24 protein-coding genes are annotated in these 25,965 nt (G+C 54.3%); 10 read left to right on the forward strand and 14 right to left on the reverse strand.

Going from position 1 to position 25,965, the window contains the following annotated elements; genetic code table 11:
- The first annotated feature begins 61 nt into the window (after positions 1–61).
- Positions 62–1,714: a bifunctional UDP-sugar hydrolase/5'-nucleotidase UshA gene (gene ushA / locus AC6EMZ_RS00860; protein ID WP_498401448.1), complete on the forward strand. Its 1,653-nt coding sequence runs from the start codon at positions 62–64 to the stop codon at positions 1,712–1,714.
- A gap of 68 nt (positions 1,715–1,782) precedes the next feature.
- Here the strand turns inward: ushA and ybaK are convergent, their stop codons facing one another.
- From ybaK to copA, 3 genes are all read right to left on the reverse strand, one after another.
- Positions 1,783–2,262: a Cys-tRNA(Pro)/Cys-tRNA(Cys) deacylase YbaK gene (gene ybaK / locus AC6EMZ_RS00865; RefSeq protein ID WP_498400488.1), complete on the reverse strand. Its 480-nt coding sequence runs from the start codon at positions 2,260–2,262 to the stop codon at positions 1,783–1,785.
- 200 nt (positions 2,263–2,462) lie between these two features.
- Positions 2,463–3,257: a TraB/GumN family protein gene (locus AC6EMZ_RS00870; protein ID WP_498400489.1), complete on the reverse strand. Its 795-nt coding sequence runs from the start codon at positions 3,255–3,257 to the stop codon at positions 2,463–2,465.
- Positions 3,258–3,307: 50 nt separating this feature from the next.
- Positions 3,308–5,806: a copper-exporting P-type ATPase CopA gene (copA, locus tag AC6EMZ_RS00875; protein WP_498400490.1), complete on the reverse strand. Its 2,499-nt coding sequence runs from the start codon at positions 5,804–5,806 to the stop codon at positions 3,308–3,310.
- 108 nt (positions 5,807–5,914) lie between these two features.
- Between copA and cueR the strand changes: the two genes are divergently transcribed.
- Complete coding sequence (cueR, locus tag AC6EMZ_RS00880) at positions 5,915–6,325, forward strand: Cu(I)-responsive transcriptional regulator (protein ID WP_498400492.1); 411 nt, start codon at positions 5,915–5,917, stop codon at positions 6,323–6,325.
- Here the strand turns inward: cueR and AC6EMZ_RS00885 are convergent.
- The 4 genes from AC6EMZ_RS00885 to AC6EMZ_RS00900 form a co-directional block, all read right to left on the reverse strand.
- Entirely contained in the window at positions 6,322–6,774 is a 453-nt protein-coding gene (locus tag AC6EMZ_RS00885) for an NfeD family protein (protein WP_498400493.1), read from the reverse strand. The two genes, cueR and AC6EMZ_RS00885, sit on opposite strands and share 4 nt — an antisense overlap.
- Positions 6,771–7,685, reverse strand: a complete 915-nt coding sequence (locus tag AC6EMZ_RS00890; RefSeq protein WP_498400494.1) for an SPFH domain-containing protein — start codon at positions 7,683–7,685, stop codon at positions 6,771–6,773. Before AC6EMZ_RS00890 ends, AC6EMZ_RS00885 begins: the two co-directional genes overlap by 4 nt.
- A gap of 122 nt (positions 7,686–7,807) precedes the next feature.
- Complete coding sequence (locus AC6EMZ_RS00895) at positions 7,808–8,665, reverse strand: hypothetical protein (RefSeq protein WP_498400495.1); 858 nt, start codon at positions 8,663–8,665, stop codon at positions 7,808–7,810.
- 296 nt (positions 8,666–8,961) lie between these two features.
- The gene (locus AC6EMZ_RS00900) at positions 8,962–10,869 is read right to left on the reverse strand and encodes a hypothetical protein (protein WP_498400496.1); all 1,908 of its coding nucleotides are present in this window, start codon (positions 10,867–10,869) and stop codon (positions 8,962–8,964) included.
- A gap of 519 nt (positions 10,870–11,388) precedes the next feature.
- Between AC6EMZ_RS00900 and fetA the strand changes: the two genes are divergently transcribed.
- On the forward strand, positions 11,389–12,066 hold the full coding sequence (fetA, locus tag AC6EMZ_RS00905) for an iron efflux ABC transporter ATP-binding subunit FetA (protein ID WP_498400497.1): 678 nt from the start codon (positions 11,389–11,391) through the stop codon (positions 12,064–12,066).
- Positions 12,053–12,835: an iron efflux ABC transporter permease subunit FetB gene (gene fetB / locus AC6EMZ_RS00910; RefSeq protein ID WP_498400498.1), complete on the forward strand. Its 783-nt coding sequence runs from the start codon at positions 12,053–12,055 to the stop codon at positions 12,833–12,835. The genes fetA and fetB overlap by 14 nt, the downstream gene beginning before the upstream one ends.
- Positions 12,836–12,856: 21 nt before the next feature.
- On the opposite strand, the gene AC6EMZ_RS00915 is transcribed toward fetB, so the two are convergent.
- From AC6EMZ_RS00915 to tesA, 3 genes are read right to left on the reverse strand one after another with little or no spacing between them, the layout of a single operon-like run.
- On the reverse strand, positions 12,857–13,711 hold the full coding sequence (locus AC6EMZ_RS00915; RefSeq protein ID WP_498400500.1) for a co-chaperone YbbN: 855 nt from the start codon (positions 13,709–13,711) through the stop codon (positions 12,857–12,859).
- 58 nt (positions 13,712–13,769) lie between these two features.
- A complete protein-coding gene (locus AC6EMZ_RS00920; protein WP_498400501.1) occupies positions 13,770–14,579 on the reverse strand; it encodes an SDR family oxidoreductase in 810 nt (269 codons plus the stop codon).
- Positions 14,569–15,192, reverse strand: coding sequence for a multifunctional acyl-CoA thioesterase I/protease I/lysophospholipase L1 (tesA, locus tag AC6EMZ_RS00925; RefSeq protein ID WP_498401449.1), 624 nt, complete (start codon positions 15,190–15,192; stop codon positions 14,569–14,571). The genes AC6EMZ_RS00920 and tesA overlap by 11 nt, the downstream gene beginning before the upstream one ends.
- Here tesA and ybbA point away from each other — a divergent pair.
- From ybbA to AC6EMZ_RS00955, 6 genes are all read left to right on the forward strand, one after another.
- Complete coding sequence (ybbA, locus tag AC6EMZ_RS00930; protein ID WP_498400502.1) at positions 15,163–15,849, forward strand: putative ABC transporter ATP-binding protein YbbA; 687 nt, start codon at positions 15,163–15,165, stop codon at positions 15,847–15,849. The two genes, tesA and ybbA, sit on opposite strands and share 30 nt — an antisense overlap.
- On the forward strand, positions 15,846–18,260 hold the full coding sequence (gene ybbP, locus AC6EMZ_RS00935; RefSeq protein WP_498400504.1) for a putative ABC transporter permease subunit YbbP: 2,415 nt from the start codon (positions 15,846–15,848) through the stop codon (positions 18,258–18,260). The genes ybbA and ybbP overlap by 4 nt, the downstream gene beginning before the upstream one ends.
- 182 nt (positions 18,261–18,442) lie before the next feature.
- Positions 18,443–19,588, forward strand: a complete 1,146-nt coding sequence (locus tag AC6EMZ_RS00940; protein WP_498400505.1) for a porin — start codon at positions 18,443–18,445, stop codon at positions 19,586–19,588.
- A gap of 232 nt (positions 19,589–19,820) precedes the next feature.
- A complete protein-coding gene (locus AC6EMZ_RS00945; protein WP_498400506.1) occupies positions 19,821–20,654 on the forward strand; it encodes a MetQ/NlpA family ABC transporter substrate-binding protein in 834 nt (277 codons plus the stop codon).
- A 57-nt stretch (positions 20,655–20,711) separates the two neighbouring features.
- Positions 20,712–21,728 carry a virulence-associated ABC transporter ATP-binding protein SfbB gene (gene sfbB / locus AC6EMZ_RS00950; RefSeq protein ID WP_498400507.1) on the forward strand — a complete coding sequence of 339 codons (1,017 nt, stop codon included), beginning with the start codon at positions 20,712–20,714 and terminating at the stop codon, positions 21,726–21,728.
- Positions 21,721–22,380 (forward strand): methionine ABC transporter permease, encoded by a 660-nt coding sequence (locus tag AC6EMZ_RS00955; protein ID WP_498400508.1) that lies wholly within the window; start codon positions 21,721–21,723, stop codon positions 22,378–22,380. Before sfbB ends, AC6EMZ_RS00955 begins: the two co-directional genes overlap by 8 nt.
- 4 nt (positions 22,381–22,384) lie before the next feature.
- On the opposite strand, the gene mnmH is transcribed toward AC6EMZ_RS00955, so the two are convergent.
- The 4 genes from mnmH to lpxH all read right to left on the reverse strand — a co-directional run bounded on the left by mnmH (position 22,385) and on the right by lpxH (position 25,964).
- Positions 22,385–23,455, reverse strand: a complete 1,071-nt coding sequence (gene mnmH / locus AC6EMZ_RS00960) for a tRNA 2-selenouridine(34) synthase MnmH (protein ID WP_498400509.1) — start codon at positions 23,453–23,455, stop codon at positions 22,385–22,387.
- Positions 23,456–23,550: 95 nt separating this feature from the next.
- On the reverse strand, positions 23,551–24,618 hold the full coding sequence (gene purK, locus AC6EMZ_RS00965; RefSeq protein ID WP_498400510.1) for a 5-(carboxyamino)imidazole ribonucleotide synthase: 1,068 nt from the start codon (positions 24,616–24,618) through the stop codon (positions 23,551–23,553).
- Positions 24,615–25,124 carry a 5-(carboxyamino)imidazole ribonucleotide mutase gene (gene purE, locus AC6EMZ_RS00970; RefSeq protein WP_498400511.1) on the reverse strand — a complete coding sequence of 170 codons (510 nt, stop codon included), beginning with the start codon at positions 25,122–25,124 and terminating at the stop codon, positions 24,615–24,617. The genes purK and purE overlap by 4 nt, the downstream gene beginning before the upstream one ends.
- 117 nt (positions 25,125–25,241) lie before the next feature.
- Positions 25,242–25,964 (reverse strand): UDP-2,3-diacylglucosamine diphosphatase, encoded by a 723-nt coding sequence (gene lpxH, locus AC6EMZ_RS00975; RefSeq protein WP_498400513.1) that lies wholly within the window; start codon positions 25,962–25,964, stop codon positions 25,242–25,244.
- Position 25,965: the final 1 nt, after the last annotated feature.

The following is a 25,965-nucleotide window of genomic DNA, read 5'->3' on the forward strand; positions in this document are numbered from 1 at the left end:
TTGTCTATTCTTGTGACTCGCTGTAATTTCAGCGTTTGTCTTTTGGTCAGGGAGCGAGATGATGAAGTTAATGAAGCGAGGCGTCGCATTGGCGCTGATAGCCGCATGGGGTCTGGCAAGCCTGCCGGCTCAGGCCTATGAAAAATATAAAACCTATAAAATAACGATCCTGCATACCAACGATCACCACGGTCATTTCTGGCGCAGCGAATACGGTGAATATGGCCTGTCGGCGCAAAAAACGCTGGTGGATGGTATTCGCAAAGACGTGGCAGCGCAGGGGGGTAGCGTGCTGTTGCTGTCCGGTGGAGATATTAATACCGGCGTACCAGAGTCAGATTTGCAGGATGCAGAACCGGATTTCCGCGGCATGAACCTGATTGGCTATGACGCCATGGCCGTCGGCAACCATGAATTTGATAATCCGTTAACGGTACTTCGCCAGCAGGAGAAGTGGTCGAAATTTCCTTTCCTCTCCGCCAATATTTATCAAAAAAGTACCGGTGAGCGCCTGTTTAAACCCTGGGCATTATTTAAACGTCAGGATTTAAAAATCGCGGTAATTGGTTTAACCACCGACGACACGGCAAAAATTGGTAATCCTGAATATTTCACCGACATCGAATTCCGTAAGCCAGCAGAGGAAGCAAAGCTGGTCATTCAGGAACTGAATCAGAACGAAAAACCCGATGTAATTATCGCAACCACCCATATGGGGCATTACGATAACGGCGAGCACGGTTCAAACGCGCCGGGTGATGTGGAAATGGCTCGCAGCCTTCCAACGGGCGCGCTGGCAATGATTGTGGGTGGTCACTCACAAGATCCTGTCTGTATGGCATCGGAGAATAAAAAACAGGCTGATTACGTACCAGGCACGCCTTGCGCGCCGGATCGTCAGAATGGAATCTGGATTGTGCAGGCTCACGAGTGGGGCAAATACGTGGGTCGTGCCGATTTTGAATTCCGCAACGGCGAAATGAAACTGGTGCATTACCAGCTGATTCCAGTGAACCTGAAGAAGAAAGTCACCTACGACGACGGCAAAAGTGAGCGCGTACTTTATACGCCTGAAATTGCTGAAAATAGCCAGATGCTGTCCCTGCTGACGCCGTTCCAGAATAAAGGAAAAGCGCAGCTAGACGTTAAAATTGGCACACTCAACGGACGACTGGAAGGGGACCGCAGTAAAGTTCGCTTCGTGCAAACCAACATGGGTCACCTGCTGCTGGCGGCACAAGTGGCGCGAACGAATGCCGATTTTGGCGTAATGAGCGGCGGTGGCATTCGTGATTCCATTGAAGGCGGTGATATCACCTATAAAAATGTGCTGAAGGTACAGCCGTTTGGCAACGTGGTGGTGTACGCGGACATGAGCGGTAAAGAGGTCATCGAGTATCTTACCGCCGTCGCGCAGATGAAGCCCGATTCTGGTGCCTATCCGCAATTTGCCAACGTGAGTTTTACGGCGAAGGACGGCACGTTAAACGACCTGAAAATCAAAGGCGAACCGATTGATCCCGCCAAAACGTATCGCCTGGCGACGTTAAGCTTTAATGCCACCGGTGGCGATGGCTATCCGCATATCGATAATAAACCAGGCTATGTGAATACTGGGTTTATTGATGCCGAGGTGTTGAAGCAGTTTATTCAGCAGAACTCGCCGATAGATGTGAATGCTTACGAGCCGAAAGGTGAAGTGAGCTGGCAGTAAACGGGGTTTGTGCCGGGTAGCGGCGTTGAACTGCGCCTTACCCGGCCTACTTTCCGTGAATGTTTAACTTACTCTCTGCGTGCAATATCGGCGAATTTAGCATCCAGCATTTTTGCCAGATCGCTGGCGGCTAGTTCAATATCCAGCCCGCGTTTACCGCCAGAAATGTAAATGGTATCGAACGTTTGCGAAGGCGCGTCAATCAGCGTCGGCAGGCGTTTTTTCTGCCCCAATGGGCTGATGCCGCCAACCAGATAGCCTGTGGTCCGTTGCGCAACCATCGGGTCGGCCATATCGACTTTTTTGGCACCTAGCGCCTTAGCCACTTTCTTGAGATCTAACTGACCTGCCACGGGCGTCACCGCCACGGCAAGGTGCTTCATATCACCATTCACCGCGACTAACAGCGTTTTATAGACCTGGTCGGCATTTAGCCCCAGTTTACGCACGACTTCATCGCCAAAGTTGGTCTCACTTGGGTCGTGATCGTAAGTATGAATCTGGAAAGGAATCTTGTTTTTTTCGAGTAATTTAACGGCGGGAGTCATAGTGATCCTTCTTACCACAGACAATTATCGCGTTAAGCATACGCTTGACGGTTGTCTAAAAAATAGCACCATCTTGCGCAATAGTATTGGCAGAGATGCAGAGTTTGAGCGACAATCGGCTCACACCGAAGGTCTCCTTCGGCATAATAATAACGATGAAATTCCTCTTTGACGGGCCAATAGAAATATTGGCCATTTTTTTACGTCAACAGCGACGGTAAATTTCCCTCTCCATAGAGATGCAGCGCACCGACGGCAACAACATAGCGACCTGCGGGTAAGGCATGCAATGCGGTTCGCCACGCCTGATTACGCTCATGCATTAAGACATCATACAACGACTCACTAAATGTCGAGGGTAGCGCCAGCTTGTCACTATCCGGTGGCGTGTCCAGCCACCAGCTCATCATGGTTTGCAACAGACGTGCGTTGGTGTGCCAGTGAGTTAATGTATCGTCCAGTAGCAAAATGCCGTCATCAGGCAGTTCGCGTAAAAGCGCAATCTGGCTGTCAGCACCTTCCAGTTCGATTATCGGCAAATCACGGGCCCGGGCGGCGTTCAACAACTGATAATCGATACCATATTCGCCGCGCAAACCCAGACGTTGCGCCTGCGTTCCCTGAAGCACCATCGCGATTTGCCACAACGGCTGGGTTTCCAGCATGGAGAGCGAGAGCCCCAGTTCGTCAGCGACGCGCTCAAGTTCGGCCAGCCGCGTATCGCTAAGACGCTCATTCAGCGGCGGGGCAGGATCGAGATTGGCAAACGGGGATTCGTGACCGGAGATATCAGCTTCGACAACCAGAGCATCGGCATTGCGCAACAGTTTTATGAGCGCGGGAGGCAGCGGCGACATGTCGCGCGTGCCCATGTGGATGCTGCCGACCAGGTGTAAATGCTGTCCGCCTGGAAGCGAAATATCCATCCCCGGCCAGGGATAACGGCGGGGAAACAGGGCGCGGAACGTGGCTTTTATACGATTAAACAGGCTCATACGCGCTCCATGAATGCAAAGGCTCATGCTAGCGCGTAGGAGGGTTAGGTTCAATCCTTCGGTGTAAACCGCAGCAGTCGGTTGGCGTTACTGACCACGGTAATGGAGGACAGCGCCATCGCAGCCCCTGCGACAACAGGGTTCAGTAAGGTTCCCGTCAGTGGCCACAGGATCCCGGCGGCAATTGGAATACCGAACGAGTTATAGATAAATGCGCCAAGCAGGTTTTGTTTCATGTTGCGCAACGTAGCTTTGGAAATGGCCAGCGCGTCGGCAACGCCCATCAGGCTGTGGCGCATCAGAGTAATTGCTGCCGTTTCAATGGCTACGTCGCTTCCGCCGCCCATCGCAATTCCCACATCCGCCTGTGCCAGCGCCGGAGCATCGTTAATGCCATCGCCGACCATCGCCACCTGGCGACCTTCGTTCTGCAATTTTTTGATTGCATCCGCTTTGCCATCCGGCAACACGCCTGCAATCACCTCGTCTATGCCCGCTTCTTTGGCGATAGCATAGGCGGTCGTTGGGTTATCGCCGGTCAGCATCACCAGGCGATAACCTGCGCGGTGCAGGCGTTTTAGCGCTGCAATGCTGTCCTGACGTAGCGGATCGCGCACTGCCAACAGCGCTGCCGCTTGACCATCAACGGCCAGCAGAACCGGCGTCGCACCCTGCGAGGCCTGCGCTTTCAGTTCATCTTCAAGCGCTGAGGTATCAACGCCATTTTCATTCAACAGCGCCTGATTGCCGAGCAGTAAGGTATGACCTTCAGCTTCGCCGCTCACGCCCAGACCGCGCAGGGTGCGAAAGTGACTCACCTGTGGCAGGGCTGCGGAGCTGGCTTTCTCGATAATCGCCCTCGCCAGCGGGTGGCTGGATCCTTGTTCGAGCGCAGCGGCAAGCCTGACGGCTTCCGCCTCGGTGAGGCCTACCGTTTTCACCGCCACGACCTGCGGTTTGCCTTCGGTCAACGTCCCGGTTTTATCAAACACCAGCGTGTCGAGAGTGCTGGCCCGCTGCAATGCATCGGCATCGCGCACCAGCACACCAAATTCGGCGGCGCGACCCACGCCCGAGATAATCGACATCGGCGTCGCGAGACCCAACGCACAAGGACAGGCGATGATCAGCACCGTGGTAGCGATGACCAGCGTATAGACGATTTGCGGCGCGGGGCCAAAGAAATACCAGATAGCCGCGCTGAACAGAGCAATACCTACGACGACCGGCACAAAAATGGCAGAAATTTTATCGGCCAGTTGGCCAATTTCCGGTTTACTGCTTTGCGCCTGGCGCACCATGCGAATAATGCGCGACAGCGTGGTATGGCTACCCACGGCGCTGGCGCGGAATAACACGCTACCGTCCTGTACCACGGTTCCGGCATGGACCACATCGCCTGCGGATTTTTGCTGGGGTACAGGTTCCCCGGTGAGCATGGCTTCATCCAGCCAGGCTTCGCCCTGGGTAATTTCCCCATCGACCGGGACGCGATCGCCGGTCGTCAGACGCAGCGTCATGCCGGGTTGAACCTCGGCAAGCGGCAGCGTTTTTTCACCATCATCCGTCACCACGCGAGCAGACGGCGGTGTGAGATCGAGTAATCTTTCCAGCGCTTTCGATGAGCGCTGACGGGCGCGCGCTTCGAGCATATGGCCTAAGTTAATCAGGCCGATAATCATCGCGCTCGCTTCATAATAGAGATGGCGTGCTTCCATCGGGAACCATTGCGGCCAGACGTTAACGCTCATTGAATAGAGCCACGCCGCTCCTGTACCCAGCGCAACCAGCGTATCCATCGTGGCGGTTCGGTTCTTCAGGCTTTTCCAGGCGCTGGTGTAAAAATGCCCACCTGCAAAAACCATCACGCCGAGCGTGATCACACCAATAACCAGCCACAGAGTGCGGTTTTCATCGGTGACCATCATGTTGTCGCCGAGCATGCCCCATACCATCACCGGAATACCTACCAGCAGCGCGACAATCGCCTGCCAGCGGAAGCGTTTCATGGTGGCAATCGCGTTTTCCTGCTGACGTTCGCGACGTTCGATATCATCTTCAATCGCTTCGGCACCGTAGCCCGCTTTTTCGACCGCCTGAACGAGTTCGGAGGCGGACGCGCTGCCCATGACCAGCGCAGTGCGCTCCGCTAAATTGACCCGTGCCTGTGACACACCCGGTACGGCCTGCAATGCATTTTGTACGCGAGAGACGCAGCTGGCGCAGCTCATGCCATTGATCAACAGCTGTTGGCTGTCATCCAGGCCATCGGCTGCCGGAAGCTCAGAAGTGTCCGCTGTCAGTGCTTCCGACGGGATTGATGACTCTGTCAGCGGATTAGCCTTTGGGTGGCTAAGCTCCGCCCCGTATCCGGCTTGTTTGATGGTGTCGATCAGCGCCTCTGCGCTGGCACTGCTAATGACCTGGGCGCGATCGACGGTGACGTCGGCGCTTTCAACGTCCGGGCGTTGCTCCAGGCTCTCTTTAACGCGTTTGACGCAGTGGCCGCAGGTGAGGCCATCCAGCTTCAGGTCGATTGTGTGAGACATAGCTAAACTCCTGTATAATTATTCGGCCAGTTATTGACCGACATAATGTTTTTATCTAACAGTAATGAAGGTTAAACCTTCCATCAAGGGGAAGGTCAAGGGGGAAATGTGAATATCAGTGACGTTGCAAAAAAGACCGGGTTAACCAGTAAAGCGATTCGTTTTTACGAGGAGAAGGGGTTGGTCACGCCGCCGCTGCGTAGCGAAAACGGCTATCGCAGTTACGCACAAAAGCATCTGGATGAACTGACGCTGCTACGCCAGGCGAGGCAGGTAGGGTTTAACCTGGAAGAGTGCGGCGAGCTGGTGCATCTGTTTAACGATCCCAAACGCCACAGCGCAGACGTCAAAAGTCGCACGCTCGAAAAAGTCGCGGAAATTGAACGTCATATCGTTGAACTTGAAGCGATGCGCAAGCAGCTTCTGGCGCTGGCCGAGTCTTGTCCGGGAGATGACAGCGCCGATTGCCCGATTATGGATAATCTTTCCGGCTGCTGCCATCGTAAGGCGAATGCTTAACAGGCTTTGACGTGCAGCGTAATACCTTCGACCGCCGTCACTTCAACCTGAGTACCTGCAATAAGGTCATCGTCTGCCACGACCGGCCATGAGCTATCACCCACGCGCACGTGCCCACGACCGTTGACTAGCGTGGTCTCCAGCGTATAGCGTTTACCCACTAACTGCTGGCCTCGTTGATTGAGTGTCGCATCGGCGGGCTTTTGCTCGCGAACCTGACGCGTCAGCCATCTCCACCACAGCCACGCGGCGACCAGTGTCAGCACGGCAAAAAGAACGCCCTGCCATTCCCAGCCGAACGGTAGCAGCCAGACGACGATCCCAGTCATCACCGCTGCCACTCCGCTCCAGAGCAGATAGCCATTGCCGCCGAGCATTTCTGCCGCCAGCAATAAGCCACCCAAACTCAACCAGAACACGTGCGGATGTGCTGCAATCGTTTCAATCATTTTTTGCGCTCGTTTCCACTGTCTTTCACCAGTTCCGCGATACCGGCGATGGAGCCCATTAGACTGCTGGCATCAAGCGGCATCATCACCACTTTACTGTTATTGGCTGAGCCAATTTGCTGCAACGCATCAGTGTATTTCTGCGCGATAAAGTAATTGATCGCCTGAATATCACCCGCAGAGATAGCTTCCGATACCATTTGCGTTGCGCGGGCTTCTGCTTCTGCCGAACGTTCACGGGCTTCAGCCTGTAAGAATGCAGACTGACGTTCGCCCTCGGCTTTAAGGATTTGCGACTGTTTTTCCCCTTCGGCTTTGAGGATCTCGGCCTGACGAATACCTTCTGCCTCAAGGATATAGGCACGCTTAGTACGCTCGGCCTTCATCTGCGCGTTCATCGATGAGATCAGTTCTGCCGGTGGGCGCACATCGCGGATTTCGATACGGGTGACTTTAATACCCCACGGGTTAGTGGCTTCATCGACGATATGCAGCAGACGCGTATTGATGCTGTCGCGCTGGGAGAGCATTTCGTCAAGCTCCATTGAACCGAGAACGGTACGAATGTTCGTCATCGTCAGGTTCATGATAGCCAGCTCAAGGTTGCTGACTTCATAGGCCGCTTTTGGCGCGTCGATAACCTGGATGAAGCACACGGCATCGATGGTAACGTTGGCGTTATCTTTGGAGATGATTTCCTGTGAAGGGATATCCAGCACCTGCTCCATCATATTGATCTTGCGACCAATTCGGTCCATGAACGGGACGACAATATTGAGGCCTGGCTGGAGCGTGTTGGTGTAGCGGCCAAAGCGTTCAACCGTCCACTGATAACCTTGTGGCACAATTTTTACGCCTGCGCCGACGATAACCAGCACCACAAAAATAAGGATGGGAATAACGATCATCATAAAAAACCTCCTGTTTAGAATTCCGTGTCGTAATGAAAAATGTTCATTTGTTGAACATCAGTATATCGGTTATCGGAGGGGAATTCGCCCATGAATGCTCATGACATCGATACGCTTTGATATCAATTATCTTTTTTATAAGTGAATGAAAAGTCTGAAATGTACTTCTCATCGGAGCGATTAATGGCTTTGGAAAGATCCTGATAATATTTATCGAGCCCGATTGCCTCTATTTGCTGTAATTGCTCACGTATTGGGGCACAAAACAACTCGGCATTTCCGGCACCGACTCGCTTGTTATTAGGGGGAAGATCGCCTGTGATCGCCTTGAACCACGTCCTGATTCCTTGCTTTAAGTGATTCGGTGCTTTGGCAAGATTGTCGATCTCAGTGAGACGCTGCAATGTTGGAAACTCGTCGGCAAAGACTGCACTTTTTAAGCGTCCGAAGAACTGATTGAATAACTCAAATGAACCCAGATCGATAATTTTAGATTTTGTGGTTTTCCCGTTCTTATTGCCCATTTTGCTGACCGTCGTGGCACCTTGCTGTACAGCACCAGTCTTATGTAAGTCTAATCCGAACAGAAGGTTACAGTGCGCACGGCGCTCCTTTAACGGATATGACATAAGTACGCTAATAAATTCAGTCGCGGCAACGTCGGATAAGTTATGGTTGATAAGCCACTGTGAGCGGGAAAATTCTTCAGGTGACACATACCAGGTTGGCTTTTCGTCGTAGCGCTTCGATTTTCCTTTACTGTCGAATTCGACAAAATGTGCGCCATTATTGAAGGCAAACCTGCAATTTTTGAAGCTGCCAATAGTGGTGTTGACTATTAATGCCTTTTTGACGAAATCAACAACCTCCGCACTGATAACGAAACTGGTCTCAGCAGAGGAATTGATGACTTCCATTAATGTTTCTACATTAGGTACGCCTGGCTTAAGTGATGTGAACTCATAAAAAATGTGTGTCATGCCTGCTACTTCCTATAGTTATAAGCGTGTCTATCTAATCGCGAAAAAGTTTAACACCTCTGAAGGAGTGAGGCCATTAGCTACGTGTGCGGGAAGTTTGCTTGATCACAAATGGAAGAAAAAACTTACTCAGGCTGGAAAGTCGTCAATAAATGTAGACATTGATAAGTCTATTTTCTGAAGGTAAAAGCAAGGAAGCAGAAGTTTTTCTTTAAGACTTAATGAAAACTAATGAGTGGTAAAAGTTAAAGGCCATCTTCTCAGATGGCCTTCAAGGGTTGTTGTTCTTGCCTGGATTAGAAATCTCCAGTGATACCCGCACCTGCCATCCAACCGTTATCAAACGAGGATGATGCTTGAACGTTAACTGCAACGTGTTCAGTAACTCCTTTCTGTAAACCACCAGCCAGCGCTGCGCCGTCTCCGTTTGCGGTCCCTGTTGAGAGTGCCCATGCGTTATCAGAGTGATAATGCAGGCTAGACATGGCTGCCGCGTTATTCAATCCGCGTTTGAGTTCCTCTTTAGTCTCATCAATGTCTTTCGCATTCCGAGAAATAGCTTTGCTGTTGCTGTCGATGCGTTGGCTATTGCTATCAATGCGCTGGTTAGTGTTGGACATCTGGCGACTGTTGGTTTGATCAACATAGATGCTATTCATCTGATTGATGCTCAAAACATTGTAGGTTGTGCCGTTTGATTGCTGCCCGGACGGTTGCGTCGGTGCGGTATGCGGTGTGGTTTGCACGACAGCGGTCGGTACGGTTTTAGGCTGAGGCGTCAATTGAGTCGGAAGGACCGGTGTTTTTTGAGGCATGGACTGCGTGACCGCAACCGGTGCTTTCAATGGCTTCGGCGTCAGCTGAACCGGCATCATTGGTGCCTTGTTTGGTACGGACTGGACGATCGCGGTCGGTGCTTTCGTTGGCTGCGGTGTCAGTTGAACTGGCATCACCGGTGCCTTGTTTGGCACGGACTGCACGAGCGCGGTCGGTGCTTTCATTGGCTGCGGTGTCAGTTGAACTGGCATCACCGGTGCTTTATTTGGTACGGACTGCACGATCGTGGTCGGTGCTTTCATTGGCTGGGGTGTCAGCTGAACTGGCATTACCGGTGATTTATTTGGTACGTACTGGACGAGCGTGGTCGGTGCTTTCATTGGCTGCGGTGTCAGTTGAGCTGGCATTACTGGTGCTTTATTTGGTACGAACTGGACGATCGCGGTTGGTGATTTGATTGGCTGCGGTGTCAGTTGAACTGGCATCACCGGTGCTTTATTTGGCACTGACTGCACGATCGTGGTCGGTGCTTTCATTGGCTGCGGTGTCACTTGGGCTGGCATCACTGGTGCCTTATTTGGCACAGACTGGACGGTAGCAACCGGAACATTCATCGCCTGTGGCATCTGCTGAACTGGTGCCACCGGTGTCTTAGACGGCACGGACTGTACGATCGCGGTCGGTGCTTTCATTGGCTGCGGTGTCAGCTGAACTGGCATTACCGGTGATTTATTTGGTACGTACTGGACGAGCGTGGTCGGTGCTTTCATTGGCTGCGGTGTCAGCTGAGCTGGCATCACCGGTGCCTTATTTGGCACAGACTGGACGGTAGCAACCGGAACATTCATCGCCTGTGGCGTCTGCTGAACTGGTGCCACCGGCGTCTTAGACGGCACGGACTGTACGGTAGCAACCGGAACATTCATTGGCTGCGGTGTCAGTTGAACTGTCATCGCAGGCGTCTTAGATGGCACGGCTTGCGTAACAGCAACGGGAGCGTTCATTTTAACCGGTATTGCCGCAGGCGTTGCTGATGGCGTTTTTTGCGGAGCTTTGTTCGGCTGTAATGGTGATTGCTGTGGTGCGGCAACAGGGGCGATTGATCCATCTTTGAACGCCTGTCGGGCAGCTTGTAACTGTTGCTCAGCGAACTTCTGATCCTGACGGGCATCCGTTAAGTGAGCACGTGCAGCAAGGTGCGCATCGATCATGGCATTTTCGTTTGGCGTATTGAGGGCATTATCGGCATCAATGCTTGCAGCGTACTCGCTCCTGATTGCAGCACTATAGGTTTTGTGAGCAATGTGCGCGAACTCGATAGCGCCCTTAAGATTAGCAGTGGCCTGCTCAGACGTCAGTGCAAGAGCGCAAGGAGAAGCAACGGACAGCGCGACCATAATTGCCAACAGCTTTACGGAGGTACTCATTTTTTTCATTCCTAAAGGTATATGATTTTTTTCACATTCAGATCAGCGATGCGCTAGACCATGTTTGTTCGACCAATTGCTTTTACTGCCCGCAGTCTGTAAATGATTTTCTTCCATTAATGACTTTTATAAGTCATTTGATGTTTGTTTGTGACTTTTTGTAAGTCTAAGTTCAATTATCATACAGTGACGAATTAAATTGGATCAAGTCAATTTAAAGTCTTTTATTTGACTTATTTCATATGAAAGTTAAATAGACTTTTGTTAGACATGTCTATGACTGTTTTATGTTTTTATTTTGATTTTTTGTAATGGTTTTGAATGGATTTGTTTTTTATTTGTTGGTGGGTTTGTTCATCTGTGAAAGAGGGTTGACTGACTTGGCGCATCTGGATTTAGTGAGTCCCTGCCTAATTTAAGTACCAGTGAAACGTTATCCTACCGCTTGAGGAGATGTCGCCGTCAACGGGCGAACCGAGTTACACTTCGCTCATACGGTAAGACTGAAATGAGAATAATATGAAGGACGATAAAGCGATTCTGGAGCTTGACGATATTGGATATCACGCCGTAGGTTTCACGATACTACAGCACATCAATCTGAGCCTTTCACCGGGAGAATTCAGGTTAATCACCGGCCCCTCAGGCTGTGGTAAAAGCACGTTACTTAAGATTGTTGCCTCTTTACTCAGCCCTACAGAAGGCAAAATTCTCTTCGAAGGCAACGATATCTCAACGCTCTCACCCGAGCGCTACCGTCAGCAGGTTTCGTATTGCGTACAAACCCCCTCACTGTTTGGCGACACGGTTTACGACAACCTTATTTTCCCGTGGCAGGTTCGCGGCAAAACGCCGGAACCAGAAGCGTTACAGGCAGATTTAGAACGTTTTGGCCTGTCGCAGGAAACGCTCACCAAATCCGTCTCTGAACTGTCAGGTGGGGAAAAGCAGCGTGTCTCCCTGATTCGCAATCTGCAATTTCTGCCAAAGGTGCTATTGCTGGATGAAGTGACCAGCGCGCTGGATGACAGCAATAAGCAAAACGTGAACGACATCATTCATCGCTACGCTAAAGAGCAAAATATCGCCGTGTTATGGGTCACTCACGACGCCCAGGAAATCAAACATGCGGATGACGTCATGACCCTTAAACCCCAGGGCGGAAAAGTACAGGAGACGACTGATGGGCGAGCATAACATCACCAATGAATCACTGGCCTTTTCGATGCTGCTGGTGCTGGTGGCGATTGTCGTCAGCTACCGGGAAAAACTCGGCCTGGAAAAAGAGATTATCTGGAGTATTTGTCGGGCAGTGATTCAACTGATCGTTGTCGGCTATGTACTGAAATACATTTTCAACGTTGATCACGCCGTGCTCACGCTGTTGATGGTGATGTTTATCTGCTTCAACGCAGCCTGGAATGCGCAAAAGCGCAGTAAATACATCGATAAAGCTTTTATCTCGTCGTTTATTGCGATTACAACCGGAACAGCTTTAACGCTGACGGTGCTGGTGCTTTCCGGCTCGATTGAGTTTGCTCCGATGCAGGTCATCCCGATCGCCGGGATGATTGCCGGGAATGCGATGGTGGCGGTGGGGCTTTGCTACAACAATCTGGGGCAGCGCTTTAGCAGCGAGCAGCAGCAAATTCAGGAAAAGCTTAGCCTTGGCGCGACGCCAAAAATGGCTTCGGTACGATTGATGCGAGAGAGTATTCGCGCGTCGTTGATTCCAACGGTGGATTCAGCGAAAACGGTCGGGCTGGTGAGTTTACCGGGGATGATGTCGGGGCTGATTTTTGCAGGTATTGATCCGGTGAAGGCGATTAAGTACCAGATTATGGTGACGTTTATGCTGCTCTCAACCGCCAGTCTGTCGACGATTATTGCCTGCTATTTAACGTATCGGAAGTTCTATAATGTGCGACATCAGTTGGTGGTGACGCAATTGAAAAAAGCCCGGTGACATCGCCACCGGGCATCATGCTTAGTAAAGCAGGGCGTATAGCTGGCGACGGTATTTCGATGCCAGCGCATCACCGGTTCCGAGTGCGGCGAGGATCTCCTGGAACATCTTGCGAGCCTGACCATCGGCGGCGGCGAGATCTTTTCTCAGATGGGTGAACAGTAGCTCCAGCGCTTCTTCGTTACGACCGACCTGATGCAGCTGTAAAGCCAGCTGGCTCGCCAGCGCTGCGTCGTCCGGGTTTTCAGCCACCTGCTGTTGCAGTTGCTGGATTTCCGGCGTGTCAGCTGCCTGTTTTAACAGCTCAATCTGCGCGACCAGACCCTGATAACGCGTATCCTGATCCTGTAACGGAATGGTTTTTAGCACCGCTTCAGCCTCTTCCGAGCGGTTCAGTTCGATCTGAGTTTGGGCAAGTAGCAGACCAATCTGGCTGTCCTGATTCGACAGCTGCCAGGCGTCTTTCAGCAGCGGCAGCGCCTCGTCGTGTTTGCCTTCCTGAATCAATTCAAGCGCCTGCTGGGCTTTCAACTCTTCTTCACGCGGCAGCACTTTGTCCAGCAAAGCACGAATAGCGTCTTCAGGTTGCGGCCCCTGGAAACCGTCGACCGGCTGACCGTTCTGGAACAAATAAACGGTAGGGATTGCGCGCAGGCCAAACTGCGAGGCCACCACGTGCTCGGCGTCACAGTCCAGTTTTGCGAGGATAAACTGACCGTTGTACTGCGTCGCAAGCCGTTCCAGAACGGGGGTCAATTCCAGGCAATGCTGGCTGCGTTCGGACCAGAAATAAAACAGCACGGGTTTGACCATCGACTGTTCAAGGGTCTGTTGCAGGTTAGCTTCGGTAATGTTGACAATATTCTGTGCGGACATACGGCATTCTCTTTTATCGGTTTGATAAATACATGGGGGTGAGGAGCGAGGCTTCAACTCAACCGTGTAAAATTTTATCCATCACGCGCCCTGGCAGCAGGCGTTTGAGCCAGCCGACGGCGTGGGTGACCAGCGTCACGGGGTAGCGCATCTTAGGACGTTCGCTTTCAAAAGCATGGCGCACTTTGGCGACAACCGCCTCTGGCCCCAGCGTAAAGCGTGCGGCAATACCGGGATTTTCGACCGGCTTGTCGGACTGCGTCTGGTTGACGTTCTCGGTGAAGCGGGTTCGAATCGGGCCTGGTTCAATCAGGCTGACCTTGATGCCGCTATGGCGCAGTTCCATACGAAGCGCGTCGGACCACGCCTCCAGCGCGTATTTACTGGCAGCATACGCGCCCCGGCCTGGCGTAGAGATAAGCCCCATCACGGAGGAGGTCATCACAATACGGCCTTCGCCGTGCGGCAACATGGCCGGCAGCAGCGCCATCGTCAGTTGATGTACGCCAAAAAAATTGGCGGAAAACTGTTGTTCCAGCTGCTCGCGGGTAATGGTTTGCAGCGGGCCATACACGCCGTAGCCTGCGTTATTAAACAGGCCGTATAACCGATTGTCGGTCAGAGCGATAACCTCGGCGGCAGCGCGGTCAATACTTTCTGGTGAATCCAGATCCAGTAAAACGCCCTTGAAGCCTTTGTTGTTCATTCGTTCGACATCATCGGGTTTGCGGCAGGCGGCTAACACCCAAAATCCCTGGCGTTTAAGCTCAAGTGCACTTTCAAGGCCAATACCGCTGGAACATCCTGTAATTAAGACTGATTTTTGCATAACTTTACCTGTCAGGATCTCCGCTGAATTAAGAGTCATGTTTTACTAATGGGGCGAGTCGTGTTGCCATCCAGTCAGCAATGAACGGTTGGGCGTCGTGGTTGGGGTGAATACCGTCGTCCTGCATCCATTGTGGTTTCAGGTAGACCTCCTCCATGAAAAATGGCAGCAGCGGAATATCGAATTCTTTGGCAAGCTTAGGATAGATCGCGCTGAAGGCCTCATTATAACGACGACCGTAATTCGCGGGCAGACGAATTTGCATTAATAGCGGTTGTGCATCGGCAGCCTGAATATCCTGAATTACTTTTCGCAGGGTCTCTTCAGTTTGCTGCGGCTGAAATCCGCGTAGTCCGTCATTGCCGCCCAGTTCTACCAGCACCCAACGCGGCTGATGTTGTTTAAGCAGGGCAGGCAGGCGGGACAGACCCTGCTGCGACGTATCGCCACTGATACTGGCGTTAATCACCGGCGTTTTTGTCTGCCACTTATCGTTAAGCAGCGCAGGCCAGGCGGCAGTGGCCGCCATTCGGTAGCCCGCACTCAGGCTGTCACCCAGAACCAGTAACGTGTCCGCTGCGGCGACGCGGAAGGTCATCAGAATCAGAAACAGGAAGGGCAAATGCCAGCGGAAAACATTGTTGCAGTTCATCATCTTAAGAAGTCCGTCGGTCAGGGGGAACACGAGCTGTCCATCCTCACCGGAGTTGAACTCGTTGTCAAACGCGCGCAGAGCATTGCGCTGATTGGTGAATCCGGCTCCGGGAAGTCCACGCTGCTGGCGATTCTGGCTGGTCTGGACGATGGCAGCAGCGGCGAGGTCAATCTTGTGGGGCAGCCGCTGCATCGTCTGGACGAAGAGGCGCGCGCGGCGCTCCGCGCAAAGCATATTGGTTTCGTCTTTCAGTCTTTCATGTTGATCCCAACGCTAAACGCGCTGGAAAACGTTGAACTGCCCGGCCTGCTGCGCGGTGAAAACACCAGTCAAAGCCGTAGCAATGCCAAAGCGTTGCTCGAACAGTTGGGGTTGGGCAAACGCCTCGACCATCTTCCGGCACAGCTTTCCGGCGGGGAGCAGCAGCGCGTGGCGCTGGCTCGCGCCTTTAATGGCCGCCCTGACGTGCTGTTCGCCGATGAACCGACCGGCAACCTTGACCGCCAGACGGGCGATAAAATTGCTGACCTGCTGTTCACCCTGAACCGCGAGCACGGCACCACTCTGATTCTGGTGACGCACGATCCGCAGCTGGCGGCCCGCTGTGACCGCCGCCTGCGTCTGGTGAACGGCCAACTGCAGGAGGAAGCATGATCGCACGCTGGTTCTGGCGAGAATGGCGTTCGCCCTCGCTGTTGATTGTCTGGCTGGCGCTGAGCCTGGCGGTGGCCTGCGTGCTGGCGCTCGGCAGCGTCAGCGATCGTATGGAAAAGGGGCTTAGCCAACAAAGCCGTGAATTTATGGCGGGGGACAGAACCCTGAGCAGCTCCCGCGACGTGCCGCAGGCCTGGCTTGACGAGGCTCGCAAGCAAGGGCTCAACGTGGGCAAACAGCTGACTTTCCAGACCATGACCTTTGCCGGCGATACGCCGCAGCTCGCCAGCGTCAAAGCCGTTGACGATATCTATCCAATGTACGGTGAGTTACAAACTAACCCGCCGGGCCTCAAGCCAGCCGCAGGCTCGGTACTGCTCGCTCCGCGCCTGATGGCGCTATTGAATCTGAAAACCGGCGACAACATTGACGTAGGTGATGCGACATTGAAGATTGCTGGTGAAGTGGTTCAGGAGCCAGATACCGGCTTTAACCCGTTCCAGATGGCGCCTCGTTTACTGATGAATACTGCCGATGTCGAGAAAACCGGCGCGGTGCAGCCCGGCAGCCGCGTCACTTGGCGCTACAAGTTTGGCGGTACGCCGTCGCAGCTTGAATCTTATGAAAAATGGCTCTTACCGCAGCTCAAGCCCGAACATCGCTGGATTGGGCTGGAGCAGGACGATGGCGCGCTGGGTAAATCCCTGGAGCGTTCACAGCAGTTCTTACTGCTTTCTGCCTTGCTAACCCTGCTACTGGCAGTGGCCGCCGTGGCCGTGGCGATGGGGCACTACTGCCGCAGCCGTTACGATCTGGTGGCGATCCTCAAAACGCTCGGCGCGGGCAGAGTACAGCTGCGCAAGCTGATCGTCGGGCAGTGGCTGGCTGTGCTGGCGCTGTCTGCCATCACGGGCGGGATCATCGGCCTGCTGTTTGAAAAGGTATTGATGCTGCTACTCAAGCCGGTACTTCCGGCGGAACTCCCGGCTGCCAGCCTGTGGCCGTGGCTGTGGTCCATCGGCGCGATGGTGGTGATTTCTCTGCTGGTGGGGCTGCGCCCGTATCGCCTGTTGCTCGCCACTCAACCGTTGCGCGTATTGCGTCGCGATGTGGTAGCTAACGTCTGGCCGATGAAAATCTATCTACCTGTTATCGCCTGTGTGGTGGTGGTGCTTCTGGCGTGGCTAATGGGCGGGAGTATGCTGCTGTGGGCGGTGCTCGCAGGAGCCGTGGTACTGGCGCTGTTATGCGGCGTGCTGGGCTGGATCCTACTCAACGTGCTGAAAAGGCTGACGGTCAAATCACTGCCGGTCCGCCTGGCGGTGAACCGTCTGCTGCGCCAGCCATGGTCGACGTTGAGCCAGCTTTCAGCATTTTCACTGTCGTTTATGCTGCTGGCGATGCTGCTGGTGCTGCGCGGCGATTTGCTGGACCGCTGGCAGCAGCAGTTGCCGCCAGAAAGCCCGAACTATTTCCTGATCAACATCGCGCCGGAACAGGTCACGCCGTTGAAGGGATTCCTGTCTGAACATCAGATCGTACCGGAGTCGTTCTATCCTATCGTTCGTGCGCGTCTGACGCAGATTAACGGTCAGCCGACCGAAGGCAGTCAGGACGAATCGCTCAACCGTGAACTGAACCTGACCTGGCAGGAAAAACGCCCGGACCATAATCCGATCACCGCCGGAACCTGGCCGCCAAAAGCGGGCGAAGTGTCGATGGAGGAAGGATTAGCGGGGCGGCTGAAGGTCGGCTTAGGCGATACCGTCACCTTCACGGGCGACACTCAGGACTTCAGCGCGAAGGTGACCAGCTTGCGTAGAGTTGACTGGGAAAGCCTGCGACCCAACTTCTTCTTTATCTTCCCTGACGGCGCGCTCGACGGGCAACCACAAAGCTGGCTGACCAGTTTCCGTTGGGAAAACGGTAACGGCATGCTCACGCAGCTCAACCGCGAGTTCCCGACGGTGAGCCTGCTGGATATCGGCGCGATCCTCAAACAGGTCGGGCAGGTGCTGGATCAGGTCAGTCGAGCGCTGGAAGTGATGGTGGTGCTGGTCACCGCCTGCGGCATGTTGCTATTACTGGCTCAGGTGCAGGTTGGGATGCGCCAGCGTCATCAGGAACTGGTGGTTTACCGCACGCTTGGCGCGGGCAAAAAACTGCTGCGAACCACGCTGTGGTGCGAGTTTGCGTTGCTGGGGCTGGTGTCCGGTCTGGTGGCGGCGATTGGGGCAGAGACCGCGCTGGCGGTGCTTCAGACCAAAGTCTTTGACTTCCCGTGGGAGCCTGACTGGCGGCTGTGGCTGACGCTGCCATTATGCGGCGCGCTGCTGCTGTCGCTCTGCGGCGGCTGGCTGGGAACCCGTCTGCTAAAAGGCAAAGCGTTGTTCCGTCAGTTCGTCAGTTAATTCCCTCTCGTGATGATTACGCATCGGTTTTTATACTGGTGCGTAATCTTTTAGTAGCACAAATCGATAATACACCCACATTTAGCAGCACAAATCATTAAAAACCCGCCACCACGACCTGTTTAATTCCGGATATTATTCACCTGCTAAATATTTAGCAGCGTGTCTATCAAGGAAAAAGAATGACCATAAAAAAAACAGCGCTGGCGGCAACGATTGGCGCAGCAGTGGCAATGACGTCTTTCGCGTCCCAGGCAGAAATCACCGTTCTTAAGCAAGACCCTCAGGCGGGTAACCCGCTGAGCCGTCTGAACTTCACCGTTGGCGGCAGCATTCGTCCCCAGTTCCAGAACATGACCGGCGACGACGGCAAAAATAGCTACAAGCGTAACGGCTTTGACGGCGGCACCCGTTTCCGCTTCGCAGCAGATTACTACCTGTTCGACGACATCAGCTGGATAAGCTACTACGAGCTGGGCGTGAATATTCCGGCCCTGTTTGACTGGGATAGTCATCACGCCGAAGGGGCAAACGACACCTCTCGCCGTATGCTGTACACCGGCCTGAAAAGCGATACCTGGGGTACGCTGACCTTCGGTCAACAGAACAGCGTTTACTATGATGTGGTTGGCGCGAAAACCGATATCTGGGACTACGACATGGTTGGTCAGGCATCGGGTAACGGGATCAACGGTGACTACGACGGCTCGTATCGTTCACGCCAGATGCTGAAATATAAGAAAACCGTGGGCGATGCAGATATCTATGCGTCTTACCTGTTTGAAGACAGTGAATACCTGCCGGGCAACGGCCTGCGTTACAAGCGTAAAGGCGGCGGTTCACTGGGTCTGGATTATCACCTGACCACCGATCTGACCTGGGGTGCAGCGTGGAACTACACCCGCGCGGATATGCGTAACCCGGACAACGGCGACAGCAAATCCTACGACCAGAACATCCTGGGCACCGCGTTGAGCTGGACGCCGGATAACTGGACCTTCTCCGCAGGCGGCGGCTGGTATCAGAACTTCATGACCACCAAAAAAGTGTCCGTTAACGACTACTTTGCCGGTGACGCGTGGGGTATTGAGTACTTCGCGGGCTACAAATTCCCCATTGGTCAGTATGCGGTGAAATCCATCCAGCCGTACTTTATGGGCGATCGTATTCAATATGTGAATGGTCGTAACTACCAGCGCATCGACAACGGCGTGGGGATTAGCCTCCAGCTGGATTACGGTTTCCGCGTGGATTACGAGCACGTGTTCACCTCCAGCACCGACAACCTGGGCGATATGAACCTGGTACGTCTGCGCTACGACTTCTAAGTTAGCGTCGTCAGTCCCCGGTAGCGCTTGCCTGCCGGGGCTACTCCTTTCAGTCTGGGCAAACATTGCCGAAAATCGCATAACCCATCTTCAGTACATTCAAAGACATAATCTGCAACATCATGAAATAATTTCAAGGACGGAGCCTGTGATCTGTGTCATGTTAACGGGAACTGCGCCGCATCGTACGGCGCACCCACACAACGCAACACCGCTTTGAAATGGAGATCTCATGGGATTACGTCACACGCTTCGCGCCGCTGCCGGCGCGCTATTGCTGCTCTGCGGTTTACAGACAGCCCAGGCTAACAGCGATCCACATACTATCGTCTTCGGCGTCGCGCCGGGGCCGTACGGCGACATGGTCAAGCAGGCGATTGCCCCTTCGCTGAAAGAGAAAGGTTACAAGGTTGTCGTTCGCGAATTTAGCGATTACGTCCAGCCGAACATGGCACTGTCTAACGGCAGCATCGATGCCAACCTGTTCCAGCACTCGCTCTATTTCAACAAGTTCACCGCAGATAAAGGGCTGAAGCTCACCAAACTGCTGACCGTGCCTACGGCCGGGATGGGTTTTTATTCGCGTCAGGTCAAAAGCCTGGATGAACTGAAAAAGGGCGACATCATCACGCTGTCTAATGACCCGACCAACCTGGCTCGCGGCCTGCGCTTCCTGCAATCGCTGAAGCTGATTACCATCAAAGACAACATCGATCCGACCAAAGCCTCCGAGCGTGATATCGCCAGCAACCCGAAAGGGCTGGTGTTCAAACCGCTGGAAGCCGCACAGCTGCCGCGTACCCTGGATAGTGTGACTGCCGCGCTGGTCAACGGTAACTTCGCCATTGCCGCTGGGTTAGATCTCTCCAGCGCGCTGGCGCAGGAACAGCTCGACGAAAATCTGAAAAACATTATTGCTGTGCGTTCCGAAGATGCGGACAAACCCTTTGCCAAGGATATCGTGGCGGTGGTGCAGTCTCCGGCATATCGCGCCGTTATCGACGATCCGAAAAATGTTTACACCGCTTTCCAGAAACCAGACTGGATGACGGCAGCAAAACCGTAATCGCGTTTTCGAAAAACAGGGCAGCCGGTCTGCCCTTTTCGCATTTCTGAGGTCGTCATGATTAAGTTAGACAAGGTGTGCGTCGATTTTTCGACGGGACGCGGACCTTCCACCCGCGCGGTATCAGACGTCAGCCTGACGATTGCCGCAGGCGAGATATTCGGTATCGTCGGCACCAGCGGCGCGGGCAAGAGTACATTGCTGCGTACCCTGAATGCACTACAGCGACCAAGCGTTGGCAGCGTTAACGTCAACGGGGTAGAAATTTCGGCGCTTGAAGGTGCCGATCTTCGTCAAGCGCGTCAGCGCATTGGCATGATTTTCCAGCATTTCAATTTGATGCACACCCGCACCGTGGCGCAGAACGTCGCGTTTAGCCTCAAGGCCGCAGGTTGGGAGCGCAGTAAAATCGCTCCGCGCGTCGCGGAAATCCTCGCGCTGGTGGGCCTGACCGATAAGGCCAATCGCTATCCGGTGCAGCTTAGCGGCGGGCAAAAACAACGCGTCGGTATCGCTCGCGGTATTGCGAACCATCCCGACGTATTGCTTTGCGATGAACCCACGTCCGCGCTGGATCTCGAAACCTCGGCCACTATTCTGGCGCTGTTGAAGAAGATCAACCAGCAGATGGGGATCACGATCGTGCTGATCACCCACGAGATGAACGTGATCAAGTCTATCTGCGATCGCGTGGCGGTGATGTCCGGCGGCGAAGTGGTTGAGCTGGGCGAGGTGTTCGATGTCTTTGCCCATCCGCAGCATGCGTTTACCCAGCAACTGGTGTCGCACACGCTGAACCTGACCTTGCCGGAGCGCCTGCGCCAGCATCTTCCGGGACAACTGCTGAAAATTCTGTTTATCGGTGACTCCGCCGAACAGCCGGTGCTCTCAGAAGTGGCGGTGAAGTTTGGTGTGGCGGTGAACATTCTGCACGGCAAAATCGAGTATATCGGCGAGCGCGCGCTGGGTATTTTAGTGGTGCAGCTTACCGCAGCGGAAAATCCGGCTGCCGTTGAGCTTGCTGTGGAACATATCCGTCAACGTACCGCCCAGGTGGAGGTGATCCGTGGATGATTTACTGCTCGATTTAGGCTTGGCGTTTAACGAAACCTTCCAGATGTTGAGTATCTCAACGGTGCTGGCGATTGTCGGCGGTCTGCCGCTGGGCTTTTTGATTTTTGTCACCGACAGAAATCTGTTCTGGCAAAACCGCTTTGTCTATCTGGTGAGTTCCGTGCTGGTCAATATCATCCGCTCGGTGCCGTTTGTGATTCTGCTGGTGCTGCTGTTGCCGCTTACGCAGCTGCTGCTGGGGAACACCATTGGCCCGATTGCGGCCTCGGTTCCGCTTTCTGTGGCGGCGATTGCCTTTTACGCCCGTCTGGTGGACAGCGCGCTGCGCGAAGTGGATAAAGGCATTATCGAAGCGGCAGAAGCCTTTGGTGCCAGCCCAATGCGCATTATCTGCACGGTATTATTACCAGAAGCGAGTGCCGGACTGCTGCGCGGCTTGACTATTACCCTGGTGAGCTTGATAGGTTATTCCGCGATGGCGGGGATTGTCGGTGGCGGCGGGGTAGGGGATCTGGCGATCCGCTACGGCTATTATCGCTACGAAACCCAGGTGATGGTCGTCACGGTGGTTGCGCTTATTATTCTGGTGCAGGTTGTCCAGGTGCTGGGCGACTGGCTGGCAAAACGCGCCGATAAACGGGATCGGCGCTAGTGATTCAGGCCGCCAACCAGGCGGCGACCTCGTTAAACGTGCCTCGATAGACAATCTTATCGGCTTTTTTCTCCAGCTGATAAAGGTACATCGGGTCGTAATAGTCATTGAGCAGTGGCGCAAGCCAGGTATAGTGCGCCTCGGTACTTCCTGTGCGCCGCTGCTCGATGAGTGCTCCCTCCAGCAGTGCCGCAAGTTGTGCAAAACGCTGTAGTCCAAGCCGACGGCGGATCGCAAACAGACCGTGATGCAGATATTCGCCGTACTCTTTCCAGCCTGCCTCTTCGCCATAGGTGGTGGCAAAGTCATGCCACATGCGCTCGAAATACTCCTCGCGCAGGCGCTCAAGGCGGATATCGAACGGATCGTCGACCACCACAATCGACGATCGCACCATGCTTTCACGCAGGCATTCCGGCAGATGATTTGAGCCGATCATGCGGCCTTCGTCTTCAATCACCCAGCGTCCGGCATCCTTTTTTAGCAGATCCACCGCCAGCGCGTTTTCAAAGCTGGCCTGCGATAGCTGTGCCTGTAGCGTGCGGCCAAATGACGAACCACGATGATGCGCCAGCCCTTCGAGATCGAGCCCCTCAGGATGCTGTTTCACCAGCAGCGTTTTGCCGCTGCCCGTACAGCCGCCAATCAGCACCATCGGTTTTTTCACCTGCTCGTCGGTCACCTGAATAGCGGTCTGGCGCAGCGCTTTGTAGCCCCCCGCAATCAACGGGTAATCGACTCCCGACACTTTCAGCCACGCTTGAGTGATGTGCGAACGTTGTCCCCCGCGCGCGCAGCAGAGAAATCCGTTTGGATTGGCAAGGCAGGCTTCACGCCAGGCGGTCAGACGTTGCTCGCGGGTATCGCCATTGACTAACTGATGGCCGAGCGCCAGTGCAGCTTCCGGTCCCTGACGTTTGTAGCAGGTCCCGACGGCGGCGCGTTCGTCGTCGTTCATTAAGGGCAGGTTGAGCGCGGCGGGCATCGCGCCCTGTGCAAATTCGATCGGCGCGCGAACGTCGATTAAAGGGGTATCGGACGCGAGGATCGCGCGATAGTCCGTTCCATCGTTCATGGTAAATCCTGAAATCAAAACAGCAATGGAGAGGGATTTTACGCGCGTGAGGAGAGGCCGGGGAAGAAAATGATCAACTCCCCGGCACTTATCGCTTATTTAAGCTTGGTCTGCGCCCAGGCAATGCCGCTGGCATATTCTGGCGGCAACAGCGGAACAATGGCTTCCAGCGTGGCGCTGAGGCGGCCGATGTCACCGTCGTTCAGGTTCAAGTGGCCGACTTTACGTCCTTCACGCACCTCTTTGTCGTACCAGTGCAGATGCACCAGCGGCAGTTTCAGCCAGTCGTAGTTCAGGTCGGTCCCGATCAGGTTGATCATCACCGACGGGCTGTTCACCACCGGCTGCGGTAACGGCAGCTCGGTAATCGCGCGCAGATGCAGTTCAAACTGGCTGATGGAGGCACCGTTCTGCGTCCAGTGGCCGCTGTTGTGTACGCGCGGGGCCAGCTCGTTGATCAGCAGACCGGCCGGAGTGATAAAGCACTCCATCGCCATGACGCCGACGTAGCCCAGCTCCTGCATGATGGCAGACAGCATGGCTTCTGCCTGCGCCTGCTGTTCAGCGTTCGCGAGCGGGAAAACGACGCTGGTGCGCAGGATCCCATCCTGATGCAGGTTGTGTGTCAGCGGATAAAACACCGTGCTGCCGTCATGCGCGCGTGCGCCGACCAGCGACACTTCGCCGCTAAAGTTAATGCCCTTCTCAACGATGCACTCGCCGTAGCAGTCGTCCGGTAGTTCTGCGGTGTCGTCAGCGCGCAGACGCCACTGGCCGCGTCCGTCGTAGCCGCCGACGCGACGTTTCACGATCGCCAACTCGCCGAGCCTGTCGAATACCGCAGGCCATTCGCCTTTATCTGCCAGCAACTGCCACGGCGCGGTAGCAAGACTCAGCTTATCGAAGAGCTGCTTTTGCGTCAGACGGTCGGCTATTATCGGGAACACATCGCGGTTAACAAACGCATTGTGGCGCGCCAGCTCGCGGGTTAGGGGGGTTTCCGGCCAACGTTCAATTTCCGCGGTGATCACGCTTTGCTGAAACGGCACCGCTTCCGGCTCGACATCCAACCCAACGGGCCAGACGCTAATGCCGAGTGGTTCACCGGCCTGGCGCAGCATGCGGCCTAGCTGTCCATTCCCGAGGACGCAAACCTGCTTCATGCTGCACCTCTCGGGTCTGGATTATCCAACACCTCGTCGGTCTGGGCTTGACGCCACTCGACCAGACGCTGGTGTAAATCTTTATCGTGCGTCGCCAGAATCTGTGCGGCCAGCAGGGCCGCGTTGGCTGCGCCCGCTTTACCAATCGCCAGCGTACCGACCGGAATACCGCGCGGCATTTGCACAATGGAATAAAGGCTATCAACGCCGCTTAACGCCGCGCTTTGCACCGGTACGCCGAGAACCGGCACCAGCGTTTTGGCGGCAATCATGCCTGGCAGATGTGCAGCACCGCCCGCACCGGCAATAATCACCTGATAGCCATTCTCTTCCGCGCCTTCGGCGAAGCTAAACAGTCTGTCGGGAGTACGGTGCGCGGAGACCACTTCAACGTGGTGTGGAACGTTCAGGATTTCGAAGATTTCGGCGGCGAACTGCATGGTAGCCCAGTCGCTTTTGGACCCCATCACGATGGCGACACGCGCCGGATTATTGCGGGAAGACATGCGTCTTAAAACTCCTGTGATGCGAAACACACTGCTTTGAGGGCACAAAGAATAGCACGATATACAGGCAAGGAAAACGGTTGCGTCACCGGAATGGCGGCAAAAAAGACGAGGTGATTAAAACGGAAATTGAATAAGTTCGACGCCTTCTGGCATGACTTTGACCATCGAACCTTCGCTGTGCCAGGCACCCAATACCACGCGATGCGCGGGCTCGCCGTTGGCGGTGAGCGTATGCACGTACGGGCGATGGGTATGACCATGAATAAGCCACTGCACGCGATGCTTTTCCATCACGTCGACGACCGCTTTCGGGTTCACGTCCATAATGGTCATCGATTTGCTGCTGTTCGCGGCTTTGCTGCCCGCGCGCATTTTGGCGGCGATGCGGTTGCGGATGAACAGCGGCAGGGCAAGATACAGAGTTTGAATCCAGGGGGTATGGACTTTAGCGCGAAACGCCAGATAGCCCGTGTCGTCGGTACACAGCGTGTCGCCATGCAGAATAAGAATGCGACGACCATACAGGTCGAGGACTTTTTCTTCGGGCAGTAAGGTCATGCCGCTTTCGCGCGCGAAGCGTTTGCCAATCAGGAAATCGCGATTGCCGTGAATGAAATAGCAAGGGACACCGGAATCGACCAGCGCTTTGATGGCGGCAGCCATTTCACGGTGCAGGGGATTGGGGTCGTCGTCGCCAATCCAGGCTTCAAACAGATCGCCTAAAATGTACAGGGCGTCCGCTGTACGCGCTTCGCCCTGTAAAAAACGCAGAAAACCGGCGGTGATCGCCGGTTCTTCTGTTTGCAGATGTAAATCTGCAATAAAGAGTGTCGCCACC

It is taken from the genome of Enterobacter sp. SCRI0065, assembly GCF_059766475.1.

Bases quoted from the DNA above. Each gene is read 5' to 3' on its own strand.
- ushA (WP_498401448.1), top strand. From the start codon at position 62: ATGAAGTTAATGAAGCGAGGCGTCGCATTGGCGCTGATAGCCGCATGG.
- AC6EMZ_RS00885 (WP_498400493.1), bottom strand. From the start codon at position 6,774: ATGATTGAAACGATTGCAGCACATCCGCACGTGTTCTGGTTGAGTTTG.
- purK (WP_498400510.1), bottom strand. From the start codon at position 24,618: ATGAAGCAGGTTTGCGTCCTCGGGAATGGACAGCTAGGCCGCATGCTG.
- ybaK (WP_498400488.1), bottom strand. From the start codon at position 2,262: ATGACTCCCGCCGTTAAATTACTCGAAAAAAACAAGATTCCTTTCCAG.
- copA (WP_498400490.1), bottom strand. From the start codon at position 5,806: ATGTCTCACACAATCGACCTGAAGCTGGATGGCCTCACCTGCGGCCAC.
- AC6EMZ_RS00920 (WP_498400501.1), bottom strand. From the start codon at position 14,579: ATGACTCTTAATTCAGCGGAGATCCTGACAGGTAAAGTTATGCAAAAA.
- AC6EMZ_RS00915 (WP_498400500.1), bottom strand. From the start codon at position 13,711: ATGTCCGCACAGAATATTGTCAACATTACCGAAGCTAACCTGCAACAG.
- fetB (WP_498400498.1), top strand. From the start codon at position 12,053: ATGGGCGAGCATAACATCACCAATGAATCACTGGCCTTTTCGATGCTG.
- mnmH (WP_498400509.1), bottom strand. From the start codon at position 23,455: ATGAACGATGGAACGGACTATCGCGCGATCCTCGCGTCCGATACCCCT.
- AC6EMZ_RS00900 (WP_498400496.1), bottom strand. From the start codon at position 10,869: ATGAGTACCTCCGTAAAGCTGTTGGCAATTATGGTCGCGCTGTCCGTT.
- AC6EMZ_RS00945 (WP_498400506.1), top strand. From the start codon at position 19,821: ATGGGATTACGTCACACGCTTCGCGCCGCTGCCGGCGCGCTATTGCTG.
- AC6EMZ_RS00870 (WP_498400489.1), bottom strand. From the start codon at position 3,257: ATGAGCCTGTTTAATCGTATAAAAGCCACGTTCCGCGCCCTGTTTCCC.
- sfbB (WP_498400507.1), top strand. From the start codon at position 20,712: ATGATTAAGTTAGACAAGGTGTGCGTCGATTTTTCGACGGGACGCGGA.
- AC6EMZ_RS00895 (WP_498400495.1), bottom strand. From the start codon at position 8,665: ATGACACACATTTTTTATGAGTTCACATCACTTAAGCCAGGCGTACCT.
- purE (WP_498400511.1), bottom strand. From the start codon at position 25,124: ATGTCTTCCCGCAATAATCCGGCGCGTGTCGCCATCGTGATGGGGTCC.
- ybbP (WP_498400504.1), top strand. From the start codon at position 15,846: ATGATCGCACGCTGGTTCTGGCGAGAATGGCGTTCGCCCTCGCTGTTG.
- ybbA (WP_498400502.1), top strand. From the start codon at position 15,163: ATGCCAGCGGAAAACATTGTTGCAGTTCATCATCTTAAGAAGTCCGTC.
- fetA (WP_498400497.1), top strand. From the start codon at position 11,389: ATGAAGGACGATAAAGCGATTCTGGAGCTTGACGATATTGGATATCAC.
- tesA (WP_498401449.1), bottom strand. From the start codon at position 15,192: ATGAACTGCAACAATGTTTTCCGCTGGCATTTGCCCTTCCTGTTTCTG.
- AC6EMZ_RS00890 (WP_498400494.1), bottom strand. From the start codon at position 7,685: ATGATGATCGTTATTCCCATCCTTATTTTTGTGGTGCTGGTTATCGTC.
- AC6EMZ_RS00940 (WP_498400505.1), top strand. From the start codon at position 18,443: ATGACCATAAAAAAAACAGCGCTGGCGGCAACGATTGGCGCAGCAGTG.